The organism is Adlercreutzia sp. (genome assembly GCF_056795635.1).
In genome coordinates this window covers 94,248-116,200 of record NZ_JBQIIT010000004.1, presented here as the reverse complement: position 1 = coordinate 116,200, position 21,953 = coordinate 94,248, and the positions used below count along the sequence as shown (strand labels likewise).

At 62.2% G+C, this 21,953-nt stretch carries 25 protein-coding genes; 13 read left to right on the top strand and 12 right to left on the bottom strand.

Annotated elements, in window-relative coordinates:
* The first annotated feature begins 164 nt into the window (after nucleotides 1-164).
* The 9 genes from ACTOXK_RS03645 (at nucleotide 165) to ACTOXK_RS03605 (ending at nucleotide 8,554) form a co-directional block, all read left to right on the top strand.
* Nucleotides 165-1,211, top strand: a complete 1,047-nt coding sequence (locus ACTOXK_RS03645) for a hypothetical protein (protein WP_482277537.1) — start codon at nucleotides 165-167, stop codon at nucleotides 1,209-1,211.
* A 240-nt stretch (nucleotides 1,212-1,451) separates the two neighbouring features.
* Nucleotides 1,452-2,054: a type IV toxin-antitoxin system AbiEi family antitoxin domain-containing protein gene (locus ACTOXK_RS03640; protein WP_482277536.1), complete on the top strand. Its 603-nt coding sequence runs from the start codon at nucleotides 1,452-1,454 to the stop codon at nucleotides 2,052-2,054.
* Nucleotides 2,051-2,173 carry a hypothetical protein gene (locus ACTOXK_RS03635; protein WP_482277535.1) on the top strand — a complete coding sequence of 41 codons (123 nt, stop codon included), beginning with the start codon at nucleotides 2,051-2,053 and terminating at the stop codon, nucleotides 2,171-2,173. Before ACTOXK_RS03640 ends, ACTOXK_RS03635 begins: the two co-directional genes overlap by 4 nt.
* A 32-nt stretch (nucleotides 2,174-2,205) precedes the next feature.
* Nucleotides 2,206-2,541, top strand: a complete 336-nt coding sequence (locus tag ACTOXK_RS03630) for a hypothetical protein (protein ID WP_482279305.1) — start codon at nucleotides 2,206-2,208, stop codon at nucleotides 2,539-2,541.
* Nucleotides 2,542-3,002: 461 nt separating this feature from the next.
* Nucleotides 3,003-3,698, top strand: coding sequence for a response regulator transcription factor (locus ACTOXK_RS03625; protein WP_482277533.1), 696 nt, complete (start codon nucleotides 3,003-3,005; stop codon nucleotides 3,696-3,698).
* On the top strand, nucleotides 3,698-4,876 hold the full coding sequence (locus tag ACTOXK_RS03620; protein ID WP_482277532.1) for a sensor histidine kinase: 1,179 nt from the start codon (nucleotides 3,698-3,700) through the stop codon (nucleotides 4,874-4,876). Before ACTOXK_RS03625 ends, ACTOXK_RS03620 begins: the two co-directional genes overlap by 1 nt.
* A gap of 86 nt (nucleotides 4,877-4,962) precedes the next feature.
* Entirely contained in the window at nucleotides 4,963-5,742 is a 780-nt protein-coding gene (locus tag ACTOXK_RS03615; protein WP_482277531.1) for an ABC transporter ATP-binding protein, read from the top strand.
* On the top strand, nucleotides 5,714-8,200 hold the full coding sequence (locus ACTOXK_RS03610; protein ID WP_482277615.1) for an ABC transporter permease: 2,487 nt from the start codon (nucleotides 5,714-5,716) through the stop codon (nucleotides 8,198-8,200). Before ACTOXK_RS03615 ends, ACTOXK_RS03610 begins: the two co-directional genes overlap by 29 nt.
* Nucleotides 8,201-8,416: 216 nt before the next feature.
* Nucleotides 8,417-8,554, top strand: a complete 138-nt coding sequence (locus ACTOXK_RS03605) for a hypothetical protein (protein WP_482277530.1) — start codon at nucleotides 8,417-8,419, stop codon at nucleotides 8,552-8,554.
* A 39-nt stretch (nucleotides 8,555-8,593) separates the two neighbouring features.
* Here the strand turns inward: ACTOXK_RS03605 and ACTOXK_RS03600 are convergent, their stop codons facing one another.
* Nucleotides 8,594-9,640, bottom strand: coding sequence for a DUF8462 domain-containing protein (locus ACTOXK_RS03600; protein WP_482277529.1), 1,047 nt, complete (start codon nucleotides 9,638-9,640; stop codon nucleotides 8,594-8,596).
* Between the two features lie 701 nt (nucleotides 9,641-10,341).
* On the opposite strand from ACTOXK_RS03600, the gene ACTOXK_RS03595 reads away from it, so the two are divergent.
* Entirely contained in the window at nucleotides 10,342-10,635 is a 294-nt protein-coding gene (locus tag ACTOXK_RS03595) for a ferritin family protein (RefSeq protein ID WP_482277528.1), read from the top strand.
* Between the two features lie 211 nt (nucleotides 10,636-10,846).
* Here ACTOXK_RS03595 and ACTOXK_RS03590 read toward each other — a convergent pair whose 3' ends face one another.
* The 6 genes from ACTOXK_RS03590 to ACTOXK_RS03565 form a co-directional block, all read right to left on the bottom strand.
* The gene (locus ACTOXK_RS03590) at nucleotides 10,847-11,497 is read right to left on the bottom strand and encodes an HAD family hydrolase (RefSeq protein ID WP_482277527.1); all 651 of its coding nucleotides are present in this window, start codon (nucleotides 11,495-11,497) and stop codon (nucleotides 10,847-10,849) included.
* A gap of 168 nt (nucleotides 11,498-11,665) precedes the next feature.
* Nucleotides 11,666-11,968, bottom strand: a complete 303-nt coding sequence (locus ACTOXK_RS03585) for a type II toxin-antitoxin system RelE/ParE family toxin (protein WP_482277526.1) — start codon at nucleotides 11,966-11,968, stop codon at nucleotides 11,666-11,668.
* Nucleotides 11,965-12,237 carry a type II toxin-antitoxin system RelB/DinJ family antitoxin gene (locus ACTOXK_RS03580; protein WP_482277525.1) on the bottom strand — a complete coding sequence of 91 codons (273 nt, stop codon included), beginning with the start codon at nucleotides 12,235-12,237 and terminating at the stop codon, nucleotides 11,965-11,967. Before ACTOXK_RS03580 ends, ACTOXK_RS03585 begins: the two co-directional genes overlap by 4 nt.
* A 390-nt stretch (nucleotides 12,238-12,627) precedes the next feature.
* On the bottom strand, nucleotides 12,628-13,134 hold the full coding sequence (locus tag ACTOXK_RS03575; RefSeq protein WP_482277524.1) for a hypothetical protein: 507 nt from the start codon (nucleotides 13,132-13,134) through the stop codon (nucleotides 12,628-12,630).
* A gap of 178 nt (nucleotides 13,135-13,312) precedes the next feature.
* The gene (locus ACTOXK_RS03570; RefSeq protein WP_482279849.1) at nucleotides 13,313-13,762 is read right to left on the bottom strand and encodes a hypothetical protein; all 450 of its coding nucleotides are present in this window, start codon (nucleotides 13,760-13,762) and stop codon (nucleotides 13,313-13,315) included.
* A 154-nt stretch (nucleotides 13,763-13,916) separates the two neighbouring features.
* On the bottom strand, nucleotides 13,917-14,504 hold the full coding sequence (locus ACTOXK_RS03565; RefSeq protein WP_482279483.1) for a TetR/AcrR family transcriptional regulator: 588 nt from the start codon (nucleotides 14,502-14,504) through the stop codon (nucleotides 13,917-13,919).
* Between the two features lie 200 nt (nucleotides 14,505-14,704).
* Here ACTOXK_RS03565 and ACTOXK_RS03560 point away from each other — a divergent pair, with 200 nt between their 5' ends.
* Nucleotides 14,705-15,211, top strand: coding sequence for an HsmA family protein (locus ACTOXK_RS03560; protein WP_482277521.1), 507 nt, complete (start codon nucleotides 14,705-14,707; stop codon nucleotides 15,209-15,211).
* Between the two features lie 74 nt (nucleotides 15,212-15,285).
* Nucleotides 15,286-15,924, top strand: a complete 639-nt coding sequence (locus tag ACTOXK_RS03555) for a GNAT family N-acetyltransferase (protein ID WP_482277520.1) — start codon at nucleotides 15,286-15,288, stop codon at nucleotides 15,922-15,924.
* On the opposite strand, the gene ACTOXK_RS03550 is transcribed toward ACTOXK_RS03555, so the two are convergent.
* A complete protein-coding gene (locus tag ACTOXK_RS03550; protein WP_482277519.1) occupies nucleotides 15,921-16,523 on the bottom strand; it encodes a hypothetical protein in 603 nt (200 codons plus the stop codon). The two genes, ACTOXK_RS03555 and ACTOXK_RS03550, sit on opposite strands and share 4 nt — an antisense overlap.
* A 115-nt stretch (nucleotides 16,524-16,638) precedes the next feature.
* Between ACTOXK_RS03550 and ACTOXK_RS03545 the strand changes: the two genes are divergently transcribed.
* Nucleotides 16,639-17,301: a TetR/AcrR family transcriptional regulator gene (locus ACTOXK_RS03545; RefSeq protein WP_482277518.1), complete on the top strand. Its 663-nt coding sequence runs from the start codon at nucleotides 16,639-16,641 to the stop codon at nucleotides 17,299-17,301.
* On the opposite strand, the gene ACTOXK_RS03540 is transcribed toward ACTOXK_RS03545, so the two are convergent.
* The 4 genes from ACTOXK_RS03540 to ACTOXK_RS03525 form a co-directional block, all read right to left on the bottom strand.
* Nucleotides 17,298-19,043 (bottom strand): MFS transporter, encoded by a 1,746-nt coding sequence (locus ACTOXK_RS03540; RefSeq protein WP_482277517.1) that lies wholly within the window; start codon nucleotides 19,041-19,043, stop codon nucleotides 17,298-17,300. The two genes, ACTOXK_RS03545 and ACTOXK_RS03540, sit on opposite strands and share 4 nt — an antisense overlap.
* Nucleotides 19,044-19,168: 125 nt before the next feature.
* Nucleotides 19,169-19,948, bottom strand: coding sequence for a MerR family transcriptional regulator (locus tag ACTOXK_RS03535; protein ID WP_482277516.1), 780 nt, complete (start codon nucleotides 19,946-19,948; stop codon nucleotides 19,169-19,171).
* A 216-nt stretch (nucleotides 19,949-20,164) separates the two neighbouring features.
* Complete coding sequence (gene nrfD, locus ACTOXK_RS03530) at nucleotides 20,165-21,322, bottom strand: NrfD/PsrC family molybdoenzyme membrane anchor subunit (RefSeq protein ID WP_482277515.1); 1,158 nt, start codon at nucleotides 21,320-21,322, stop codon at nucleotides 20,165-20,167.
* A gap of 12 nt (nucleotides 21,323-21,334) precedes the next feature.
* Nucleotides 21,335-21,952 carry a 4Fe-4S dicluster domain-containing protein gene (locus tag ACTOXK_RS03525; protein WP_223901358.1) on the bottom strand — a complete coding sequence of 206 codons (618 nt, stop codon included), beginning with the start codon at nucleotides 21,950-21,952 and terminating at the stop codon, nucleotides 21,335-21,337.
* Between the last annotated feature and the right edge of the window lies 1 nt (nucleotide 21,953).

The window sequence follows — 21,953 nt, the reverse complement described above, 5'->3', positions numbered from 1 at the left end:
GTGCGAGTATTGGCTGGCCGCGACCACGCATCGCGCCCGAACCGGCAGCATAGTTTAACATTGCAAAGCATGCAGAAGAAACCCTGGGCATCGCGCTCCAAAGGACATATCCTTGCGCGATGGTTATACTTAAGGGAGTCTAATCTGTTCGGAAGGGGAGGAAGATGAGCGTAGCCAGAAGTCAACGAGTAAGCTCGATCGCCTTCTGCGCACTGTGCCTGGCCCTCTATGCTTATGGTGTCGCCTCTGCTCCATGCATACCGAGCCACATCGAGGGCATCGCCCTGCCGCTTGATTTCATGGTGGGGATACCGCTTTGCTTCTATCTTCTCGTAGTTAGGCCGAGAAGGCTCACGCCGCTCTCGGTCATTCCCGTTATTTGGATCGGCTATGCGCTGAGCGCGCTTGCACTCGGGTCGCCGGATGCGGGCATCCTGCCGGCCCTGCTCTCCGCGCTGATTCCTGTGGAGGTCGCCATCGCCGCGCGAGAGTGCTTAAAGATCGTCCGCACGTTCAAAACCGCCAAGGCGATGGGCCCCGACCCCATGGCCTGGTTCAAGGAGACAATGCTCTACCTCGTCCGCAAGGATGCTGCCGCCAGCATGACAGCGGCCGAGCTGAGTGTTTGGTACTACGCGCTCCTCTCGTGGCGCAAGAAGCCCTATGTCCTACCAAGCGAGCGGGCGTTCAGCTACCACAACGCCGGCGGCTACATGAACATGATGCTCGGACTTGCGCTCGCGCTCCCCGTGGAGATCGTCGCGGTGCACCTCCTGGTGTCGCAATGGAACGTTCCGGCCGCCATCGTCGTTACGGCGCTTTCCGTCTATGCAGCCGTCTGGCTCGTGGGCGACGCGCGTGCCCGCATACTGCGCCCCATTGTGGTCGGGGAAGGCTCTGTGCGCCTGGAATGCGGCATTCAGATGGAGGCCATCATCCCCGTCTCCAATATCGAGACAGTCGCGCTTTCGGATGGCGAGATTGGGCGTATTGAGGAGTCGGACAGACTCAACTACGGCACATTCTATCGCCCGGATGCATGGTTGGTGATGCAAAGTCCCGTTGAAGTTCGAACGCTTCTGGGCACGAAGCACGTGCGCGCCATCGGTGTGAGCGTTGACGACCCGAAGGCATTCGCCGCCGCGATTAAAGAGGCTGCGGCAAGCGAGAGCCGATTGACTTTGCCCTCCGTCAAGTCAACCGTCGGTTGACTGCCAAGCCCCTCTGAACGAGAGCCGCAAAAACCGATTGGCAGAGGTGAGGGGCCTGAAGCATCTGCAACAATGATCCCTCTCTTGCGCCATTGCCTCCGCCCTCCCTGCATCTGAAAGCCCGGAATACTCCAAAAGTGCTTGCAGCCACCGGTTCCGGTCATAGAACATCCCTATAGACGCTATTAAATCTTGGCCTATGGGATTACTTTCACACTGATTTCAGGATAGAATATCCGTATGAAAGTTAGTATTTACACGGAACGGCTCGATAAGCTGCTCGATGAGGGGGCTGGGATCCTCACGACATCTGCCGCAATCAGATCAGGGATTCCAAAGGATGCTTTCTATCGCTATGTGCGCAATCGCAACCTTGAAAGGGAATCCCATGGAGTGTATATGACGGAAGACGCCTTCCCAGATGAGTTCGCGCTGCTGCAGGCGCGCTTTCCGAAGGCGATCTTCTCGCACGACGCCGCACTATTTTTGCACGGAATGAGCGAGCGCGAGCCCATTCCGCTCTCGGTCAGCGTGGAGTCGGGCTACAACTCGCGAGCGCTCAAAGAACAGGGAGTGAAGATATACTACGTGAAGCCCGAGTGGCATGCCCTTGGTGTGTGCAGTGCGGACACACCGGAGGGCAACGCGGTCAAAGCTTACGACAAAGAGCGCACGATCTGCGACATTATCCGCAAGAGGGCTTCCCTCGACGTGGCTGAATTTAACCATGCCGTCAAGTCCTATATCTCTTCGAAGGACAAGAACCTCGCTCGACTGTCGGACTACGCAAGGACGATGAACATGGAGTCGCGCGTCTGGGACGCAATGGGGGTGCTTCTATGATCGACAATCCCGGGAAGGTAAAGGATCTCATCAAGAATCTCGCCAAGGGCGACAGCGGCAAGGCACAACTTCTGCAGCGTCGCTATGCCATGGAGCGAAATCATGACTGCATAATCTGAACTGTAAGCTTTAGCTTTTGTAGGTGATCATCTTGTCTCTTCAGCAAATTGCTTTCTTGGTACCTCCTGAGCTTGATCTTGGTCTAGCAACTGGCAAACTCATTCGTTATGGTGGCGTTGTGCGCAATCAAGCAGGCGAGATCGTTGCGCACCTTGAAGAGGTGGATATCTCACTTGGCGATGCTGTTAGTGAAGCTGTTAGCAAAGCAGTTGCAGTTGCTCGCGACAACAAGGGTAAGGTAATTATCGCTGGGGCTGCTGTGGCTGCTGTTACTAGAGCGATCGCCTATGCTTCATACAAACGCATGGCAAAGCGTCAAGTGTGCCAAATCGAATTAGCAGAACGGTTCCAAGAAACAATGAACTAGTATTTTCAAGCCATTTCCAATGGTGCTCTGGATGAGGCTGTCGTCGATGAAGCTATTGCCGTCATCGACGAGGCTAATTCCCACTTGCGCGGAAAGAGCGGCGAGGTTTCTCTGTCTGGACCATCTACGGCTTCATGAAGCCCCAGCGCGACATCCCCATCATCGTCGCCAACATCCCCGGCATCATCCTCGGGCTCGTCACCTTCATCACCGCCATCGTGCACTAACGCTGATTCGCGGCGGGGAAGCGGGCGAACCTGCGCGACGCAGAGAGCCGTCCCCGTGTTGGGCTGGTGAAACCCACGTTGATCATGCACTACAATTCCAGTTTGGCCCCTGCGCACCGCGCGACGTGAAGAAGGAAATCTGTCGCCCGCGCAGGCGGCGCCCCTATCATGGGCGGAATAGCGTATTATCTCGTGGGCAGGAGACGGGCGTGAGCGAGGACACGGGGTGGCATCATGAGCAAGGTTTTGATCGTTGAGGACGAGCGGGAACTGGCGCAGCTCATGGCCCGCGCGTTTGAGGCGGACGGCATCGCGGCCGTTATCGCTGGAAGCGCCGAGGAGGCGTACGACCTTCTGACCAGCGCCATTTTCGACTGCCTGATGGTGGACGTGAACCTCCCGGGCGACGACGGCTACGCCCTCTGCCGCAACCTGCGCGAGCGCAGCGGAGTGCCCGTGGTGTTCGCCTCGGCGCGCATCGAGCCTGATGCGCGCATCCGCGCCCTGGAAGAAGGGGGCGACGCCTACCTTTCCAAGCCGTTCAGCCTGCGGGAAATGCTCGCCCAGGCGAAGGCGCTCATGATGAGGCCCGAGCGGAAAACCGGCGCCGACGAGGCCGTGCTCTCCGCCGGCCCGTTTCAGCTTGACGGCAGGGCCAAGACCATCCGGAAGGGCGGCCGGCCGATCGCCCTGTCGCCGCGGGAATTCCAGCTTGCATCCGCCCTCATGGGCAACGCCGGCCAAAGCCTCAGCCGCGACGCCCTTCTAGCGAAGGTATGGGGCGCCTTTGCCGAGGTGGAGCCGCAGACGGTTTCCGTCCACATGAGCTGGCTTCGCGCCAAGCTTGAGGACGATCCGGCCCACCCCGTCTACTTCAAAACCGTTCGCGGCGAGGGCTACCGTTTCGATCTTCCCGAGGGCGACCGCTGATGGCGAAGCAGGGAGAGTGCCTGACGAGGCGGCTTGCCGGTGCGGCCCTTGCCTCCGCACTCGCCGTGGCCGTTGCCGCCTGCGTGGGCATCGCGATTGTGGCCAACGGCGGCGAGGATACGCTACGCAACCAGGTGGTCGAGCTCAACGATGCCCAGCAGGAAATCGCGGAAGGCGCGCCCGACAGCTCCGGCGGCCCTCTCCAGGCGGCCGACCAGGCGCTCGCACGCGCCCAGGACGCGTTGCGGAACGCCGCCGAGTCCCGCAACGGCGCGGCGGTCGGCGCCGTAACGCTCACCGCGCTCATCTCCGTCGCCGCCCTCGCCTTCATGACCATCTACCTGCATCGCGCGGTAGTGCGGCCCTTCACGCGGCTGGAGGGCTTCGCCGAGGAGGTGGCATCTGGCAACCTGAATGCGCCGCTCGCCTATGAGCGATCCAACCCCTTCGGCAAGTTCACCTGGGCATTCGACCACCTTCGCAAGGAACTCGACCGTGCCCGAAAGGACGAGGAGCGCGCGAGGGAGGACCACAAGACCGCGCTCGCCTCGCTCTCCCACGACCTGCGTACCCCGCTCGCATCCCTGCGCGCCTATGCGGAGGCTCTGGACATGGGACTGGCAAACTCAGAGCAGGAGCGGGCGGAATACGAGCGCGCGATCATTCGAAAATGCGACGAGGTATCGTCTCTGGTGGAAGACCTGTTCCAGCATGCGCTCTCGGACATGGATCGCATCGCGGTGGCGTGCAAGCCCGTGCAGGCCGCCCCGATCGTGAGGCGGTGCGCCGCCGATTCGTCCGGCCTGGCCCGAATTTCCTGCGAGCGCACAGACAATGCCCGCGTGGAAGCCGACGAGGCACGGCTTGCCCAGGCCATCGGCAACCTCATCGGGAACGCTATCAAGTACGCGCGCGGTTCAGCTATCGACATCCAGGCCACGGCCGAGGACGGGCTGTACACGATAGCGATACGCGACTTCGGGCCGGGCATGCCACCTGAAGATCTGCCGTTTGCCACCGAGCGCTTCTATCGAGGCGCGAACGCATCGGGTAGGCCGGGTTCGGGGCTGGGGCTCTACATCTCGGCCTATCTGGTAGAGCGCATGGGCGGCCGCCTGCATCTGGCCAATGCCCACCCTGGGCTCAAGGCCACCATAGAGCTTCCCCTCCTACCCTGAGCCGCACATGCCGTACGCCTTAATGATTCCTTAATGGCCGTCTCTCTATGATGAATGCCGACGGCGCACAAGGGAAAGGATCAACCATGCGCGAAACCATACTCTCGACGCGAAGGCTGTCGAAGACCTACGTCGCGGACGGCGTGCAGACCCACGTTTTGGGAAGCGTCGACCTTGAACTCTATCAAGGGGACTTCACCTCGGTTATGGGCCCCTCGGGCTCGGGAAAATCCACGCTGCTCTACTGCCTCTCGGGCATGGACGCCCCCACCTCGGGCGAGGTCATCTTCGAAGGCGAGGACATCGCCCGCCTTGGGCAGGGCCGGCTCTCCGAGCTGAGGGCGCAGCGCTTCGGGTTCGTCTTCCAGGCGGCGAACCTCGTGAGCAACCTCACCCTGTACGAGAACATTGCCGTGCCCGGCTACCTGAAGCAGGGGCGCGGCGCTTCCGAGACGAGGCGTGCCGCCGACAAGCTGATTGCGCGCATGGGGCTCTCCGAAGTCGCCGCTCACCTTCCCAGCCAAGCGTCCGGCGGTCAGAAGCAGCGCTGCGCCGTGGCGCGTGCGGTGGTGAACGAGCCGGCAATTGTGTTCGCCGACGAGCCCACCGGTGCGCTCAACCGCGCGAATAGCCTGGAGGTGCTCGGCCTTTTAGGCGAACTCAACCGCGACGGCATCAGCGTCCTCATGGTGACCCACGATGTGCGCAGCGCTATTCGCGGCAACCGCGTACTCTATTTCGAGGATGGCGACATCCGCGGCGAGCTGGAGCTGGCACCCTGGGACCCGGCGGCATCTGGCGACGAAGCCTACGTTCGCGAGCGCGAGGCCATGGCGAATGCCTGGCTTGCGTCGCTTTCCTGGTAGGAGGTGCGCCATGGAACCGTTGCGCACGCTCGTGTTCGCAGGGCTGCGGAAGGACAAGGGGACGTTCATCGGCCTTGCGCTGCTTCTGTCCCTCGCCACCCTCGCGCTGACGCTGACTACCAGCCTCTTCGTCGACCTCTCCAATCGCGAGGAGGCCTTGCTCGACGAGGTCGGGTCGGGGGATGTTGCCGCCAATGACCTTGTCTCGAACCTCACCGATGAGGACGTTGACGAGATAGAGGCGCTTCCCGCAGTGGAGGAGGTGGAGGTGACAGAAGCCTTCGCAGCTCCGACACGGGTTGAAGACGCCCGAGGAAGCGAGATCGTCAAGAGCGCTCCACCGTCATCGAGCGTCTATGAAGCCTGGGGTGCGTCCCTCGATTTCAACGTCCTCGATGATGACCTCTCGTCGTATCGAGACGCCAAAGGCGGGCCGGCCGACGACGAGGCCTACGTCCGTGTTGCGGAACATGCCCTGCATAACATACAGATAGGCGACTTCCTCGTACTCGATATCGGTGGGCGCGAGACCTCTCTACGCGTCGCGGGATTCTACGAAGATCCGCAGATGGGAACGCCCTTCATGGAAACAAAGCGTTACCTCCTGTCTGCCGGCACCTTTGAGAAGTTGCTGGCGGAAATCGAGATGACGGGCGCATCGGGCGCGGGCGTCTCCAGCGGTGCCGTGGCCATGGAGAAGGAGGCGTACCCCATCAGGGAAATCAACGTGATGCTGACGCCTGAGGCACGCTCCCAGGGCATCGATGGGCACGATCTAACGCAGATGATCGACGAGGGGACCTCGCGGGGCGCATCCGCGCACACGCTCTTCTCCCGGCAGACCCTTTCCGGCTACACCCTCATGGTCGTGCAGGTCATCACTGTGGTGCTCGCCGCCTTCGCGTTGATCCTGTTCGTGGTGGCCCTCATCCTGTGCCTGCATACGGCGTCCTCAAGCATACAGAGCAGCTATGCCGACTGGGGTGTACTGAAAGGAGTGGGGCTTCCGCGCAACGGGCTGCGCAGGGCCCTTGTCATGCAATACGCGCTCTCTGCGCTCATCGGCCTCGCTCTCGGCTTCCTCGCCGGCTGCCTTCTGGAACCGCTTTTCTGGCCGGCGTTCTTGCCCATCACGGGCATCCTCGTGGTCGAGGCATCCTTTCCTTGGGCGGCCATCGGCTGCTGCGCCGCTCTGTTGGCGGCCCTCATGGCATGCGTTGCCGTGATGGCGCGCAAGATAGGACGCATCACACCTTTGGCGGCACTCCGGCAAGGCGACGGCGACATCCGCTTCTCTCCTCGCGGGGCGAGCGCGATATCGGGCCGTCGCTTGAAGACGTCGCTGGCATGGCGCGCGATCATATCTGAGAAGGGGCGCTATGCGGGCATTGGCATCTGCTCGCTGCTGCTGTGCGCTTTCGTTGCGTTGTGCTTCGGAATCGGCGGTGCGGTTGCTGGCGACGACGCGGTATACAAGGCTTTCGGTGTGTGGAAGAGCGACGGCTCGGTTCGCTTCGACGGGCAGGAGGTGAGCCTTGACGAGGTGCGCGAGACCATTGAGGGTATCTCCCCTATAACGCACGAGTGGGAAGAGGGCGCTGCGGTGCTCAACCTGAACGGCGAGGCCTGCACCTTCGTCGGGCTTTCCGACACGGGCGTTTTGGAAGAGGCGTCCATCGTCTCGGGACGCGCGCCCAAGCATGACAACGAGGCGCTCGTGGGATTGAGCCTCGCCCGCACCAAGGGTCTTTCAGTGGGCGATGAGCTGGAGGTGGAGAAGGGCGACGGCGAGGAGCGAACCTACATTGTGAGCGGGTTACTGTCATCGGTGCTCAACAGCGGCAATAGCGTTGTCCTCACCTATGAGGGGCTTCAGGAGTTGGCGGCGCCGGAATCGGAAGGCGCCGATGTTTCGCGCCAGTATCAGCTGGCCGACCCCGACAAGGCCGACGAGGTGGCAGAAGCGCTTGCAAGCCGCTTCGGGGACAGCGTTGACACCGAGTCGACCGGGTTGTTCGGATCGGCAACGAATATGCTCTTGCTCGTCAGGGACATGCTTACGGTCATAGGCTACGCGATGTCTGCCTTCGCGTTGGTTCTTGCCTGCGTTGCCGTGATGCTGACAAGCAGACGGACGCTTCTCTCTGAGCGCCGCGATATGGGCATCTATCGCGCCATGGGGTTCACGGCGGCCTCGCTGCGCGCCTCGTTCGCACTGCGCTTCCTCGTCGTGTCGGCGGTGGGCGCCTTGGCGGGATCGGCCCTCACGATGGCAGCCGGGGGTGCCCTGATCAGCACGCTGTTCAGCCTGTTCGGTGTCGGCGCGTTCAGCCTCGCCCTGCCGGCCTGGGAGGCGCTTGCCATCAGCGCGGCCTTCGCTCTGGCCTTCGCGCTTTCGGCCTTCGGGATGTCGAGGAGAATCAAGGAGGTGAGCGTCCGCGAGCTTGTGGTGGAGTAATGCCACTGCATATGCGGAAAGCTTCTCTGCCCGGCGGCCTGAGAGCCGACGGGGAGGCCCGTTCCCCGCCTGCGAAAGCTCGAACAGCGCCATCGAGCTTTCGCCGCCGAGCTAGCGGAAATCACCCGCGGCACCTGGGTAGGCGTCTGCAGGCTTCCCGAATAACGGGGCCTCGCACGGCGCCTGCTCGACCACATCCGCACCGAGGCGTCCGCCATGGGCCGCAGCCACCTGTACCTGGCTACCGTCCTCGTAGGGCTCTACGAGAAATGCGGCTGGGAGCACGTTGGAGAAGTGAACGAGCTCGGCGGCGGCCCAATCCGCCTCTACGGCACCAACGCTCTTCTGCAATAAGAGGGAGGGAGTGCTCTCGGATACCCCCGCCATCGGTCGCTAATCGAGATCGTAATGGGCCAGAACGTACTGGTCGAAGAAGGGCAAGAGCAAGCGCACGTAGCCGCGTTCCTCCCCTGAAATAATGCCCTTGCGGATAAGGCGCTGGCGGTAGGGATTAAACTCGTTGGTGCTGAGCCCCAGCAGTGCACGTATGTCGCCAATGCAGCCCGACTTTACCTGGGCAATGCCGTAAAGCACCTCGCGATCTTTGCGCGAAAGTTCAGACCATACCTTGTCGTAGGCGTACTCGTCGAGGTACTGACGCGCAAGTTGCTGAGTTGTCCGGGCGTCGTCGGCGTTCTCCCAAGCGAAATAGCCGAGCACTTGAAACGCAAAGGAATACCCCTTGGTCAGCTTCGCAAGGGCCATCCCCTCTTGTTCATCCAGCCCAAGAACGGACTGGTAATCTTCGGCAATGGTTCCGACATTCAAAGGGCCAAGGTGGATTTTGGGCGCTCGGTAGAGGAAGGTCAGGCTCTTCTCATCCTGAAGGGCACTCACGTTCTCGTACAGCCCCGTCATCAGGAGGTAGACGGGGAGGTCTTGGCGGAGAAAAATCTGGAAGGCAGCGGCGAATGCCCTCATCTGAGGGGTGTTGGTAACCTCGTCAACGCTGATCAGCAGGCGCTTGCCCTTCTTTTTCAGGCTGAGCAGCATTTTCTGGAGAGCCGTCTCTATCTCGGTGATGGGAGCGGCGCCCTTGACCTCCAGACCGAACCCGAAGAACGAGAGGTTGATCTCGGCCGACTGGAAGAGGCGCGCGAGCTCGTTTTCGCTGGACAGCTTCGCGGCAAGGCTGGTCAGCAAGTCTCGCTCGGGATTGAGCTCAACACTTATCCAGTCCTTCTGGGAGGCGATTTTGCGAGCGGTTTCAGTCATGAACACCGTCTTGCCCGACCCGCGAATGCCGGTGACCATATACACTTGCTGAGTGCTTGGCTCACCGAGGAAGGCGTCAATGACCTGCTGAGACTGAGCTGCTCGCGCGATGAGTTGAGTGGGCTCCTTGCCGAATGTCAGGGTGTAAGGATTCTGCTTTCCCATAGCGCCTCCTCAAGTTTTACTGTTCTTCAAAGTTTTTACTGTCGTTTACTGTTTCTTGTATTTTTTACTGTCGTTTACTGTTTTGTCAAGAAGGGAGTGGAGGAGGCCGAAATCCCTACAAGTGCCGAAGGTTGGTGCGGTAGCTCCGCAGACGCTCCTCACCAATGTCAGCAATGACGGCGTCGAGAGCCGCGAGGAGCTCCTCCCCGCTGCTCGGGCAAACGACCCTGCAGCATCACCGGGTTGGAGGCGCCCAGCATGGCGAACTCGGTCGGCACGAAAGGAGGCCCGGTGACCATAGGCGATCAATCCCGAGGCGATATTGAGCAGCTTGGTACGTGGATTCGCGCGTGCACACCCGCGCGCATGGTGTTTAGGAAGCCGAGCAGATACGCAAAGCGCTGATGGGATTCGATCAGAATATCACACTTGGCACGCCCGCCGCCATCCCCTCCGACCCGGCGTCGATAGGCGCGGGCATATTGGGTAAGGCCCGCGCCATCAACCGTTCCGCCGTCGCTCCTTCGTCGTCCCCTTGTCACAGCGGCTACAGCTTGATGGCAACCCGGGCCTCTGCCGCACCGTGCCGCATTCGTCGCCTACGATACCCCGAAGCGCTCGAAAAACCGCTGAGACGGCACGAGGCGCGAGGTACCGAGGACGCGACCGCCGAGGCGGGGCGTCGGGTGAAAGGAGCTGTCATGGCCATTATTTCTGATCCGTTTGTCATGGAAGTGCCGCGGAAGCTGACCGATCAGGAGCTCATCAACGCGATCCGCCAGGACATCATCGGCGAGCTGGAAGCCATTCACGAGTACGATGCCCACGTGCAGGCGACAGACAACGAAGACGCGAAGAAGGTGCTCTCCGACATTCGCGACGAAGAACGTGAGCACATGGGCGAGCTGCTGGAACTGCTGGAGCGCCTGGCCCCCGACGAGAAGGGCCTCCACGATGAGGGCCGCGAAGAAGTGCGCGAGATGCTGGACAAGTAGCCCCATCCGCCGAATACCGCTGCGAGCCCCTTCGCCCGCAGCACGGAGAGGGCCCGGCACGTCATGACGACTGCCGGGCCCTTCCACAATTGTTGGAGAAACGGGGTGATTGCCCTCTCGCCGTGCACCTGTCGCTTCCCGAAGGCCGGCCGCGCCTCCGTTCTTGGCCTGCTCGCCCACCGCGGTTCGCCCACGAAGCGGGGGAGGCCTCCTACGCCCCCAGCCGGTCGGCCAGATCAGCCAGCGAGGCGCACTCGATGGAGGGGTGCTGCGCGGCAAGCTCGTCGGCGGGGAACATGCCCCACAGCGCCGCCACCGTGGGGCAGCCGGCAGCGTTGCCCGCCTGGATGTCATAGGGACTGTCGCCCACGTAGAGGCAGCGAGCCGGTGCCACGCCCAGCCGCTCGCACCCGTGCAGAATAGGGCCGGGCGCCGGTTTGTGCTCGGGCCAGTCGTCGTGGCCGATGAGGAACGAGAAGTACTCGGCGATACCGCTCATCTCCAGCCCACGCTGGGCCATGGCGTGGCGCTTCGACGTGACCACCCCCATGGGCAGTCCCGCCGCTCGCAAGCGCTCGAGAGCCGCCTTCGTGTCGTCGAAGGCGCTAATGTGCGCATCATGGACACCGTCGTTGTGATCGCGGTACATCTGCATGATTTCCGCCGCCCGCGCCTCATCGCCTTCGGTGAAGTGAAGCATCTGGTCGTACAGCGGCGTGCCCACACCAGCCATCAGCTCCCTGTCTGACAGCGAGCAACCGAGCCCGTCGTTCACCGCATAGCGCATCGACGTCAGAATGATGTCATAGGTGTCAATCAACGTCCCATCCGCATCAAACAAGATGCCTTCGATATGATTCACAGGCCAGCCTTTCTCGTAATCTCGTAAAACTATTCACCTGATGTTTTTGTCCACATCCAATATAGAGTCGCTCAAGACACCGCGCGCTCCATAACTATTGCCTAAATGGTCATTTGGCTGCGCAAGTTGCTCCAATCTGAGCCAAATGCCCTTATGTTAATCAGCACATCAGCGAAATAGCTCTACGTGAGAACTGGTTCTCTGGAGACAAGCGATCCCGCCGTCAACGCACCAGATGAGAAGCCAGTCTCCAACGTTGGCGACATGGCACTCGCTGCTTCCCTCCCATTTGCCTGAAAGCCGGTGCATGTTGTGCCGACGTTTCAATACCTCGATCGATTCGGCGCTGTTGCCCAAAATAAGATCGATCACGGACTCCAGATCGGAGAGATTCCAATTGCGCTTGGTGGCTTTCTTTTTTAGATCTCTGCTAAATGCTGGCGTGAATTTCGCCTCAAGACGGACGCTCATGCCAAAGCAGCCTGAATAAGATCATGACCGCTGCGATAACTTTCGCCTGATCCGCTCGCAATCATTTCCTTTGTCTCCCGAATGGCGATCAAACTTTCTTCATTGGGCTGCTCGTAATCAAACGAGAGAGGAAGTGCGTTAGTGTTCACAATCTGCGTTAGAAATGCCCGCATCGCAGTTGAAATATCAAGCCCATAATGCTCGACGACTCGCGAAGCCTCATCCTTAAGATCGCTATCAAGCCGGATGGTGAGAGTGCTGGCAGCCATAATTGCCTCCCTGTTTGCGTGCGTATGACCGTCTATATGATAACGTTTGTATGTACAAACGTCAATTTAGTTAATCATATCACAGCAAGGAAGTGTAAATACATGGTGCCTGGGACCGAGCTTTGGCACCGCGGCAGCCTCCGAAGGGAGGAGCCGAAGCTTTCGGCATGGGGCGGAATGGCCTCTGGCCTGTTCAAGAGCTAACGGTAAACGTCACGGCACAACCAACTACGAACTACGCGACAACGCCAACGCATCAACTCGAACGTTCCACTGAATCCCCAAGGGGAAAGTTGCCCCATGCCCGGAAAAGTTCACGAGCGCGAATCCGACGAGGAAGCGGCCGCTCTCCATCTGAGGGCCCGACATCCGTCGCCGCGCGACCGCTTTCTACAGTTCCACCTCGAACGTCTGGGTCTGGTTCGCCAGATCAAGCTCAAGCTGGATGGCGGCGATCTTCTCAGAGAGGGCCTCGTAATCCCGCTCGGCCTGGCGCACGTCGTAGTTGGCATAGCGGTATTCCACCGTCGTGGCACCACCGCCCACCAAGCGTTCGCCGAGGCGCATCTTGGGCTGCTGCGCCCGCAGTTCGGCCACACGGTCGCGCTCGTTGGATAACTGGGCCAGGGCAATCAGGGCCTCGTCGATGGTAAGCCCACACTGGGGAAGCACCGTTGCCATGTTGAACTGATGCAAGGCATGGCGCACGACCATCGTGGTGCGGTCGATTTCCGCCACCTTCGCCCGCGTCTCCTCATAGCTATACGCTGGAGGATCGGCCACTTCCTTATCGCCGAGTACGTAGGTGCTGCGCTCTGCCTCAATACCGAGAATGAAGTCCTTCTCATCTTGCAGCCGGCGCAGATACTTGTTAGCGCTTGCCGACGTGAATTCCATGGCAGCCCCCTTTCTTGGGCAGTCGCGGGTCGCCGCCCCTCGGGCAGAGCGACCGATGACAGCGCTCAGCATGCCCCAAACAATGCAGAAGTCGCAAGGGGCCGATTCTGCTCTGTTGGCAACTTGTAAGGCACCATGGCCCAAACTGCGCCCCTTGCAATACCGTCGCGCTTGGCGCTCACCCGATTGATGCCGTATCTCCGAGATGACATACGGCGTAGACGAACCGCGGCCGATCATCGAGCCGCTGGCGCAGAGCCAAGCGCCGGGCCAGGGCGTCGCGCTCCTTCCGGAGAGTCTCCAGCGCTGCTTCCAAGGCTGCCCGTTCGGCCCGATCATCGGCGGCACAAGCCCCCACGTCGCTACAGGATGCGGCAGGGCCGGCACGACCCGCAGCGCCACCCGCATCGGCTGCGGCCCGGCGACCCTGAACCACTACCGCCTTGAGATCCGCCCGGCGGTAGAGCGTGCTGCGGGCCACCCCTACGCGCTGGGCCACCTGGTAGAACGACGGAATCTTCCCCTCTGCCGCCAGGTCGTTCACCGCCGCCTGTACCCGCGCCTTCAACGACGATCCCCTTGCACCGGGCGTTACCTCAACGGCCCCCTTGTTCGTTCTCGCGCCCATAACTTCCCTCCAATTCCAAACATTTGTTCTTGTTTTGGAAGTTAGTGTAGCGCGAAAAAAGATTCCCCGTGACCCAAATTGAGGACACAGAACCTCGCGGAGGTCCCGTAGGCGATCTCCGCTGGACCATTGAGGGCCGCGACCGGACCAACAGCTAATAGAGAGCGGTTCGGAGCAGCGCGAACAAGGTTTCGTCGAGCGGCTTTTGATGGCGGGCAGCCTCCACCATGGTGTTCCAAATGAGGTTACAGAGAGGCTCGGGGGCAAGCGGGCCCACCAGCCGCTCGCGACGCACAGCCGCATCGCGCTCGAGCGCCACCTGCAAACCGCGCCGCACGTGGGCGAAGCTCGCGGCCTCCCGCCGACGGGCCACGGCAAGATCGTAGGCACCCATCGCCGTCAGCCCCTCGAGAAAATCACTACGAAACTCTTCGAGGGCCCGAGCCATCTCGCCAGCCAGCTGGCGGCAAAAGTTCACGAAATCGCATGAACCGAGAGCAGCCTCGCCGTCTTCCGCCGCACAGCACCCCATACGATCAGTGAACGCCCGCTGCCAGAAGCGACCCACCACATCGTTGACGAGATCGGACTTCGTGGGATATGAGTTGTACACCGTGCCCACGGCCACGCCGCACGCGCCAGCCACCGCGCGAATGCTCAGCGCCCCGAGCCCCCGGGTCGTGGCAATCTCGTAGGCCGCATCCAGAATCTGCTCTTTGCTGATGACGGGACGGTTGCCCATGGCCACCTTCTCTCTCGGACGATGAATCATGTTCATTATGAACGAACGCTCGGCAACGAAACTGTGGAAACCGTGCGAACTCGCCCGATTATCCTTGCCACAGGCGCCCTTCCTTTCTATTATGAACATCGTTCATTAATGAACAGTGTTCATAATAACGGCGCGCCCATTGCGCGCGACCTGCCACAGGAAGGATCCATATGTCTCCAGAACTGATTTTCGCCACCGTGACCATTTCCCTGGCGCTCGTCTTCTACACCTGGGGCGTTTTCGGCGAGCGCCGCCATGGCACTCTGAGCCTGAAATACGTGTTGCTGTTCTGGGCCGGCCTGGCCTGCGACACCACGGGCACCCTCACCATGAGCCACATTGCCAGCCAATCGGCGGCCACTGGCTTCAGCATTCACGCCCTCACCGGCGTCATCGCCATCGGGCTCATGCTCGTGCACGCCCTGTGGGCCACGATCACCTACCGCCGCGGCAGCCAGCGCGCCCAACAGCGCTTCCACACCTTCAGCACCGTGGTGTGGCTGGCGTGGCTCGTGCCCTACATTATCGGTATGCTCGTAGGCATTCCGGCCATCCACCTGCAAGCCGTCTGCGCCATCGGCACGAGCATCGTCGTCGTTTCGTTCCTGGCCCTCTTCCTGTTCACGAGGGACCGCCGCGGGAAAGATGGCGCGAGCGGCCACGCCCTCTCGCATTAGGGAAGGCAGCACTTCCCCCGTCGGGCGGTTTGGCGTATGCTGGCTTTTCCCGCTGTCTCCTTGAAAGGACCGTCATGGACATCGTCCTTGTGCAGAAGCGCACGCCAGAACTGATGAGCCGGCTGTTCGCCCTGTGGCGCCGCTCCGTGGAGGCGACCCACGATTTCCTCGGCCCCGCCGACATCGACCGCATCGCCACCTATGTGCCCGACGCCCTGCAGGGTGTGAGCCAGCTGGCCATAGCCACTGACGGGACTGGCGCGCCCCTCGGTTTCGCCGGCGTGGATGGCGAAACCCTGGAGATGCTCTTCGTGGATCCGTCCGCCCGGGGCCAAGGCATCGGCCGGACGCTCCTCACGTTCGCGGCACAGAGCCTGGGCGCACGCCTTCTGGACGTGAACGAGCAGAACCCCCAGGCCCGCGGCTTTTACGAGCACTGCGGCTGGCACGTTATCGGTCGATCGGAAACCGACGGCCAGGGCGAGCCCTACCCCTTGCTGCACCTGGAGCTACCGCCGAGCCCCGAGGAGCTGGCCAAGGCACGGCGCCAGATTGATTCCACCCTGCATAAGCTACGGGCCACCTTAGAGACCCTTGAGGCCAAGGACGATCCGAACCGCTACAAATCCCAAATCACCCTGGCGCGCCGACGCATCCAGGCCTTCGGCCTTGCGAATCGCCTCATTGAACGCGAAATCAACCGCGAGGATTAATCGTCGATGAGCGGGTTGTGCACCATGCGCAGGCCGCGATCGAGCCCGGCCACGATGCCCAGAACCCCGAGCGTCGTGTTCAACCATTCCGGCAGCGGCAGCGTCGGCACCGAGAAGCCCAGGGGGAATCCCAGCCACGCCGCCCCATTCGCCAGGCTGTTCAGCAGGTGGGGAAATTGCGTGACGAGCGCGATGGCGAGCACCGTCCAAGCCCCAACGGCAATGGCGCGGCTCGCCACGGGATGCTCGCGGTCGAAGGCGAACCGCAGTGCCTCGGCCGTACCCGGCAAGGGCAGCAGCGCCCGGGCCCGGCCACCCTCAACAAGGTGCGCCCGCTTCATGCCGTAAAGCGCCATGGCCGCCTCGATAACGGCCCCATCGCCCAGCGCGAATCGGGCCGGAGACTTCTGCTCGTCTACCAAGCGGCCATCGCGATAGAGGCGCACCTTCTCGCGAATATCGAAGAAGTCCACCTCTACCACGTAGGACGAGCCGCCGTGGCCGATGCCGAACAGACCCCGCCAGAATACGTCGGCCCCCTTGGCTGGACGCAAAAAATCGCCCGACTTCTGCCCGTTCTCGCATACCGTTAACTCCATGGTGCCTCCGACTCTCTTTTATAATACGAATGTATTATATTACACTTGTATTAGAATGGAAGACCCTATCCGGCAACCGCGACGAACGCGCCGCGCCCTACCCCGAGGAGCACCCATGCCCAAGATCATCGACGAGCAGGCTCGCCGCGCATCCATTGCCGAAGCCGTGTTGGCCATTGCCGCCCGCAGCGGCCTCGAAGCTGCCACCGTGCGCGCCGTGGCGGCGGAATGCGGGCTGTCCACGGGGGCCATTCAGCACTCCTTCCCCACCCAAGCCGCCTTGCAGCAATTCGCCATGGAGCTGATTGTGCAACGAGTCACCGAGCGCATAACGGCCCTGGACGGGCTGCCGGAAGACAACGACGGCGACGAAGCCACAGAAGCCATTGCCGCAATGCTCTTCCAGCTGCTGCCCCTCGATGATGAGCGGGAGGCCGAGGCCCGTGTGTGGGCCGCGTTCTCCACCGCCGCCCTCGTCAATCCAGCTTTGGCCCCCTACGCCCGCAAGATGGATGAGCTTCTGGTATCCTTCTGCCGCCGCTGCGCCGAACAGCTGGCAGCCGCATCGAGCAGCCGCGGCATCGGCGCCAACAGCGCCGCCATAGCTGCCCCGGCATCGGCGCCCGCAATCGCCCCCGATGACCGCTCCCTTCAGGGCGCCCACCTGCACGCTCTGCTGGACGGCCTCACCCTGCACCTGCTCACCGACCCCGCTACCGACCGCCGTCGCCAGGCCGAGGCCCTCGTGCGCTCTTTCCTGCGGCAGCTCGCGGCCTAGGACTCCCGACCCGCGCCCCCGTGGTTGATAGTCGTGGCGAGGGAGTGGTTCTTCAGGAACAGCATCATAATCAGGCACGCCAGCATCAGCGGCACGAACCAGAGGAACAGGGGCAGCAACGCATCGGAGTAGCCCTGGGCAATGACCATCTGCGTGGCCGTCGGCAGCTTGTCCACCACTTGGGGCGTCAACGTGGCGAGGGACAGGTTATCCACGTGGGAGATGCTCGCGGCCACATCGGCCGTCAGACGCATGGTGAACAGCGCCCCCACGAGCGCCGTGCCCACCGAGGCCCCGATCTGCCGGAAAAAGTTGTTGGCCGCCGTAGCCGTTCCCACCATGACGTGGGGAAATTCGTTCTGCACCACGAGCACCAGCAGCTGCATCCCCAGCCCCATGCCGAAACCGAGCACGAAGAGGTACAGCACCGGCACCCACAGAGCCGTATGCACCTCCAGGCGCGACAGCAGGAACAGGCCGGCGGCGCTCACCACGCACATGGCGATGAGCATGGGCTTATAGCGACCCGTCTTCGAGGCGATCCAGCCGGTGGCCGTCGAGGTGATGAGGATGCCCGCGCTCGTCGCCGTGCACACGAGGCCGGCCACTTCCGGCGCGAGGTTGTCCACAATTTGGAAGTACGTGGGCAGGTAGTTGAGCGCCCCCATGAAGCTGATGTTCAGCAACAGCCCCGTGGCGGAGCAGAGTACGAAATTGCGATTGCGGAACAGACCCAGGGGAATGATGGGCTCGGCGGCGCGGCGCTCGATCAGCACGAACACCACCGCGGAACCGACGGCCAGGGCCACCAGGCCCATAAAGGGCAAACTGCCCCAGGGAACCAGCGTGCCGCCCCAGGCCATGGCCAACACCAGCGAGGTAACGGCCACGGTCATGGCCATCATGCCGGGCCAATCCAGGGGCGTGCGCCCGAAGGGCTTCTCGTCCTTGGGCAGCGTGAAGCCGAGCACCACCACGGCCAACAGGGCCACGGGCACCGTGAACCAGAAGATGCCGCGCCAACCCGTCACCTGCACGAACCAGCCGCCCATCACCGGCCCCAGCACATTCGACACGGCGAACACCGCGCCGATGATGCCCATGTACGTGCCCAGCTTGCGCGGGGGCACCACGTCGGAAAGAGCCGCCTGGGACAGGATGATGAGACCGCCACCGCCCAAGCCCGAGACGAGACGGCCGCCGATGAGCATCTCCATGTTCACGGCCAGCCCGCACAGCACCTTGCCCGCCGCGTACAGCCCAAGCGCGGTCATGAGCAGGCGCTTGCGCCCGATGAGATCCCCCAGCTTGCCATACACGGGCATGGTAAGCGTGGAAGTGAGAATGTAGGCGGTGGACACCCACTGCATGATCTCCACGCCATTGAGGTCGCCCACAATGGTGGGCAGAGCCGTGGAGGCAATGGTCTCGGACAGCGAGCTGATGAACATGGCCAGCAAAAGCCCGAAGAATACGAGAGCGAGCGCACGGCCATGCAGCCCGTGGGATACGGGGGATTGCGCAGCGGTCGCGGGGCGGTCCGAGGGCGATTCGACAGCGGTTGGAGCCGCGCAGGAGGCAGATTGCGCGGCAGTCGCGGAGCGGCTCGACGCCGACTGCGCGGCGGCAGCGCCCGAAGTGGCCAACGGTTGCGCGGCGGTCGGGGCCTCGGAAGGGGCAGTATGCGGAGCGGCCGAGGGACGGCTGGCCGCCGAGGCAGCGGGGGAAGACGGTTCGGCCATGGCGCGATCTTCTTTCGTGAGGGAGGGGCGGCAACTCCCTCGATTGTAGAAGACGGAAGGGCCCGCAACGCCTGGTCGCGGGCCCTTCCTCAACGGATCGTTGCCGTCACGTCGCCGATCTGCTCTTACGCCTGCTCCGCGCACCAGGCCACGAGCGCATCACGCAGAAACGCCGTCGCCCCCTCGCCCGCTGCGTCGTCATAATAGGCCGTGAAACGCGGGTCGGCGACGTAACCCTCGGCCAGGGCACTGTGGGCCGCCGGACTGTAGGTACCCGGCCCCCAGTGCATCTGCAACCAGCGGGCGTGCATGGCGCAGAGCCTCTGCGCCTCGGGGCCTTCCGCCTTGCCAGTGGCCATCGCAGCGCGCAGCTGCTCCAGAATGGCCGCGCCCAGGGCCTCGGCATCGTGCCATTCCGCCTCATCCATAGAGACCAGGCGCTCATTGGCCCCGTCCATGGCATCGTCCCCGTAGGCCTCGCGCACCTCGGCGCCGTAGCGCTCCTCGTTCTCGGCAATGGCACGCTGTTTCATGCCCTCGAATCGTTCTGCATCAGTCATCGTAGTTCTTCCTTCCAGGGACGCGATGGTCTTCTCCACCGTTCCCACCAGGGTTTCCAGTTCTCGTTGTCGTGCACGCAACGTGGCAAGGTGATCGGTGAGCGCACTGTGGAAGTCGAAGGCCTCGTCGGCCAAGGCCGCGCCGATCTCGCCCAAGGTGAGCCCGCAGGATCGCAGTAGCAAAACCTGCTGGAGCCGGGCGACATCCGCGGAGTTATAGCGTCGGTAGCCGCTGGCGGTGCGCGCAGGCTTGAGCAGGCCCGCATCCTCGTAGTGATGCAGCGCCCGCACAGTCACCCCGGCCAGTTTCGCCAGTTGCCCCACCGTATAGGTAACCGCTTCCACCGTTGCTCCTTCCGTTTCCGCCTTGCCAAGACCAAGGATAAACCCTCACGCAACGGAAGGGTCAAGAGGGAAATTCTTCCATCGCCCAAAAAAGAAGAGACAGCCCCAAAGGACTGTCTCTTCCGCATGGAGGAGACGGAGAGAACATTGGCGCCGAGGATTCCCTCTGCGAGAAAGCCCTCGGCGCTCGTGCTTCGCCCCAACGCCTTAAGCCGGCTACTTCCTTAGCAGCTTCTGGCACAGCACCGTGAAGGCGCACAGGCCCAGGGCGAAGATGCCCACCGTGAGCGCGATCTCGGGCACCGTGGGAGCATACACGCCCGCCGTCGCCCACATATCAGCCGCATTGGCCTGGGCCGCGGTCGTGCCGAGCGTGATGCCCGGACCCCCGGCGATGTTGGGCACCGCGAAGCCGGTGAACATGAGCCAGCAGCGCTTGCAGAACACACCCGTCACTACGAGCACCGAAGCCACGCCGACCACCTTCATGTTGCGGCGGTTCCTCTCGAATACCAGCAGGCAGAAGGGAATGGCTAGGCCGCAGATCACTTCGAACCAGAAGAACGGAGCGGTGCCGCCAAACAGCAGCGTGTTGATCACGGCCATGCCACCCTCGGTGCCGTTGTAGGCGGTCGTCAGAATCTCACAGCCGATGAAGTACGCGTCCACGGCAATGCACGTGCACAGAAGCCCCGCCAAGCTCGTGAGGAGTTCGTCCTTCGTTTCGAACACACCGCGAGAGCGCAGGCCAAGCAGAGCCAGCACCAGAAGCGCCAAGCCGGAATCGAGCGCGGAGGCCACGAAGATCGGCGCCAGGATGGCGGTATGCCACGCCTCGCGAGCCACTTCCAGACCGAAGATCCACGCCGTCACGGAGTGCACGAGGATGGCCACCGGCAGAGCGAAGCGCGACACCGCGGCCACTTTGGAAGGGTCGGCTTTGCTTGAAGTCATGAAGTACAGATACACCAGGTTGATCACCAGGTAGCACGTGATCACAATCATGTCCCAGGCCAGAGGCGACATGAAGTTCAGCCCCGTGAACATGCGCCAGATGCGCTGGATGCCGCCGAGATCCACGAGCACGCAGATGCCGGCGCAGCAGATGCACACGAGCGACAGAATAACGGCGGGCAGCGCCACGACCTTGTACTTCTTAATACCGAAGATGGAAGCCGAGGAGGCCACGATAAGGCCGCCGGCGGACAGGCCCACGAAGAACATGAAGCACGTGAGATACAAACCCCAGCTCGTGGAGTTGTTCATGCCCGTGATGCCGAGGCCGAACATCAGCTGATACACGTACACGCCGATGCCCACAAGAGCGATGGCGCCTGAGCCCACCACGAGCGGGTTTTTCATCAAAGAAGTCATAACTCGCCTCCCCTAGCGAACGTAAAAGACTTGCGGGCGCGTGCCCTTCTCTTCCAACAGCACCTCGGCGCTCTGCTCGCGACGCAGGCGCGACACGGCGGAATCCGGGTCGTCCAAATCGCCGAAGATGCGGGCATCGGCCGGGCAGCAGCGCACGCACATGGGCTCGTCGCCCTCGTCGGTGCGCTCCTTGCACAGCGTGCACTTCTCCATCACGCCGCGGCCGCGCTCGGGTACGCGGGCGTCTCCATAGGAAGCGCCGGTCGCGCGCACCGGCTCGTTCCAGTTGAACGTACGGGCGCTGTAGGGGCAGGCGGCCATGCACATGCGGCAGCCGATGCACTTGTCGTAGTCGATTTCCACGCGGCCCTTATCGTCCTTATAAGTGGCACCCGTGGGGCACACGCGCTCGCACGCCGGGTTCTCGCAGTGCTGGCATGCCAACGGCAGATACGTGCGCGAAAGGTTCGGATAGGTGCCCTCGGCACTATCGAAGCGCTCGCACCCCTCGGTGAGCACGCGGTTCCACAGCATGCCGTCGGACACGTTGTTCTGCATCTTGCACGCCACGGCACAGGTGTTGCAGCCGATGCAACGGTGCAGGTTAATGCCAATAGCAAGTTTCGTCATG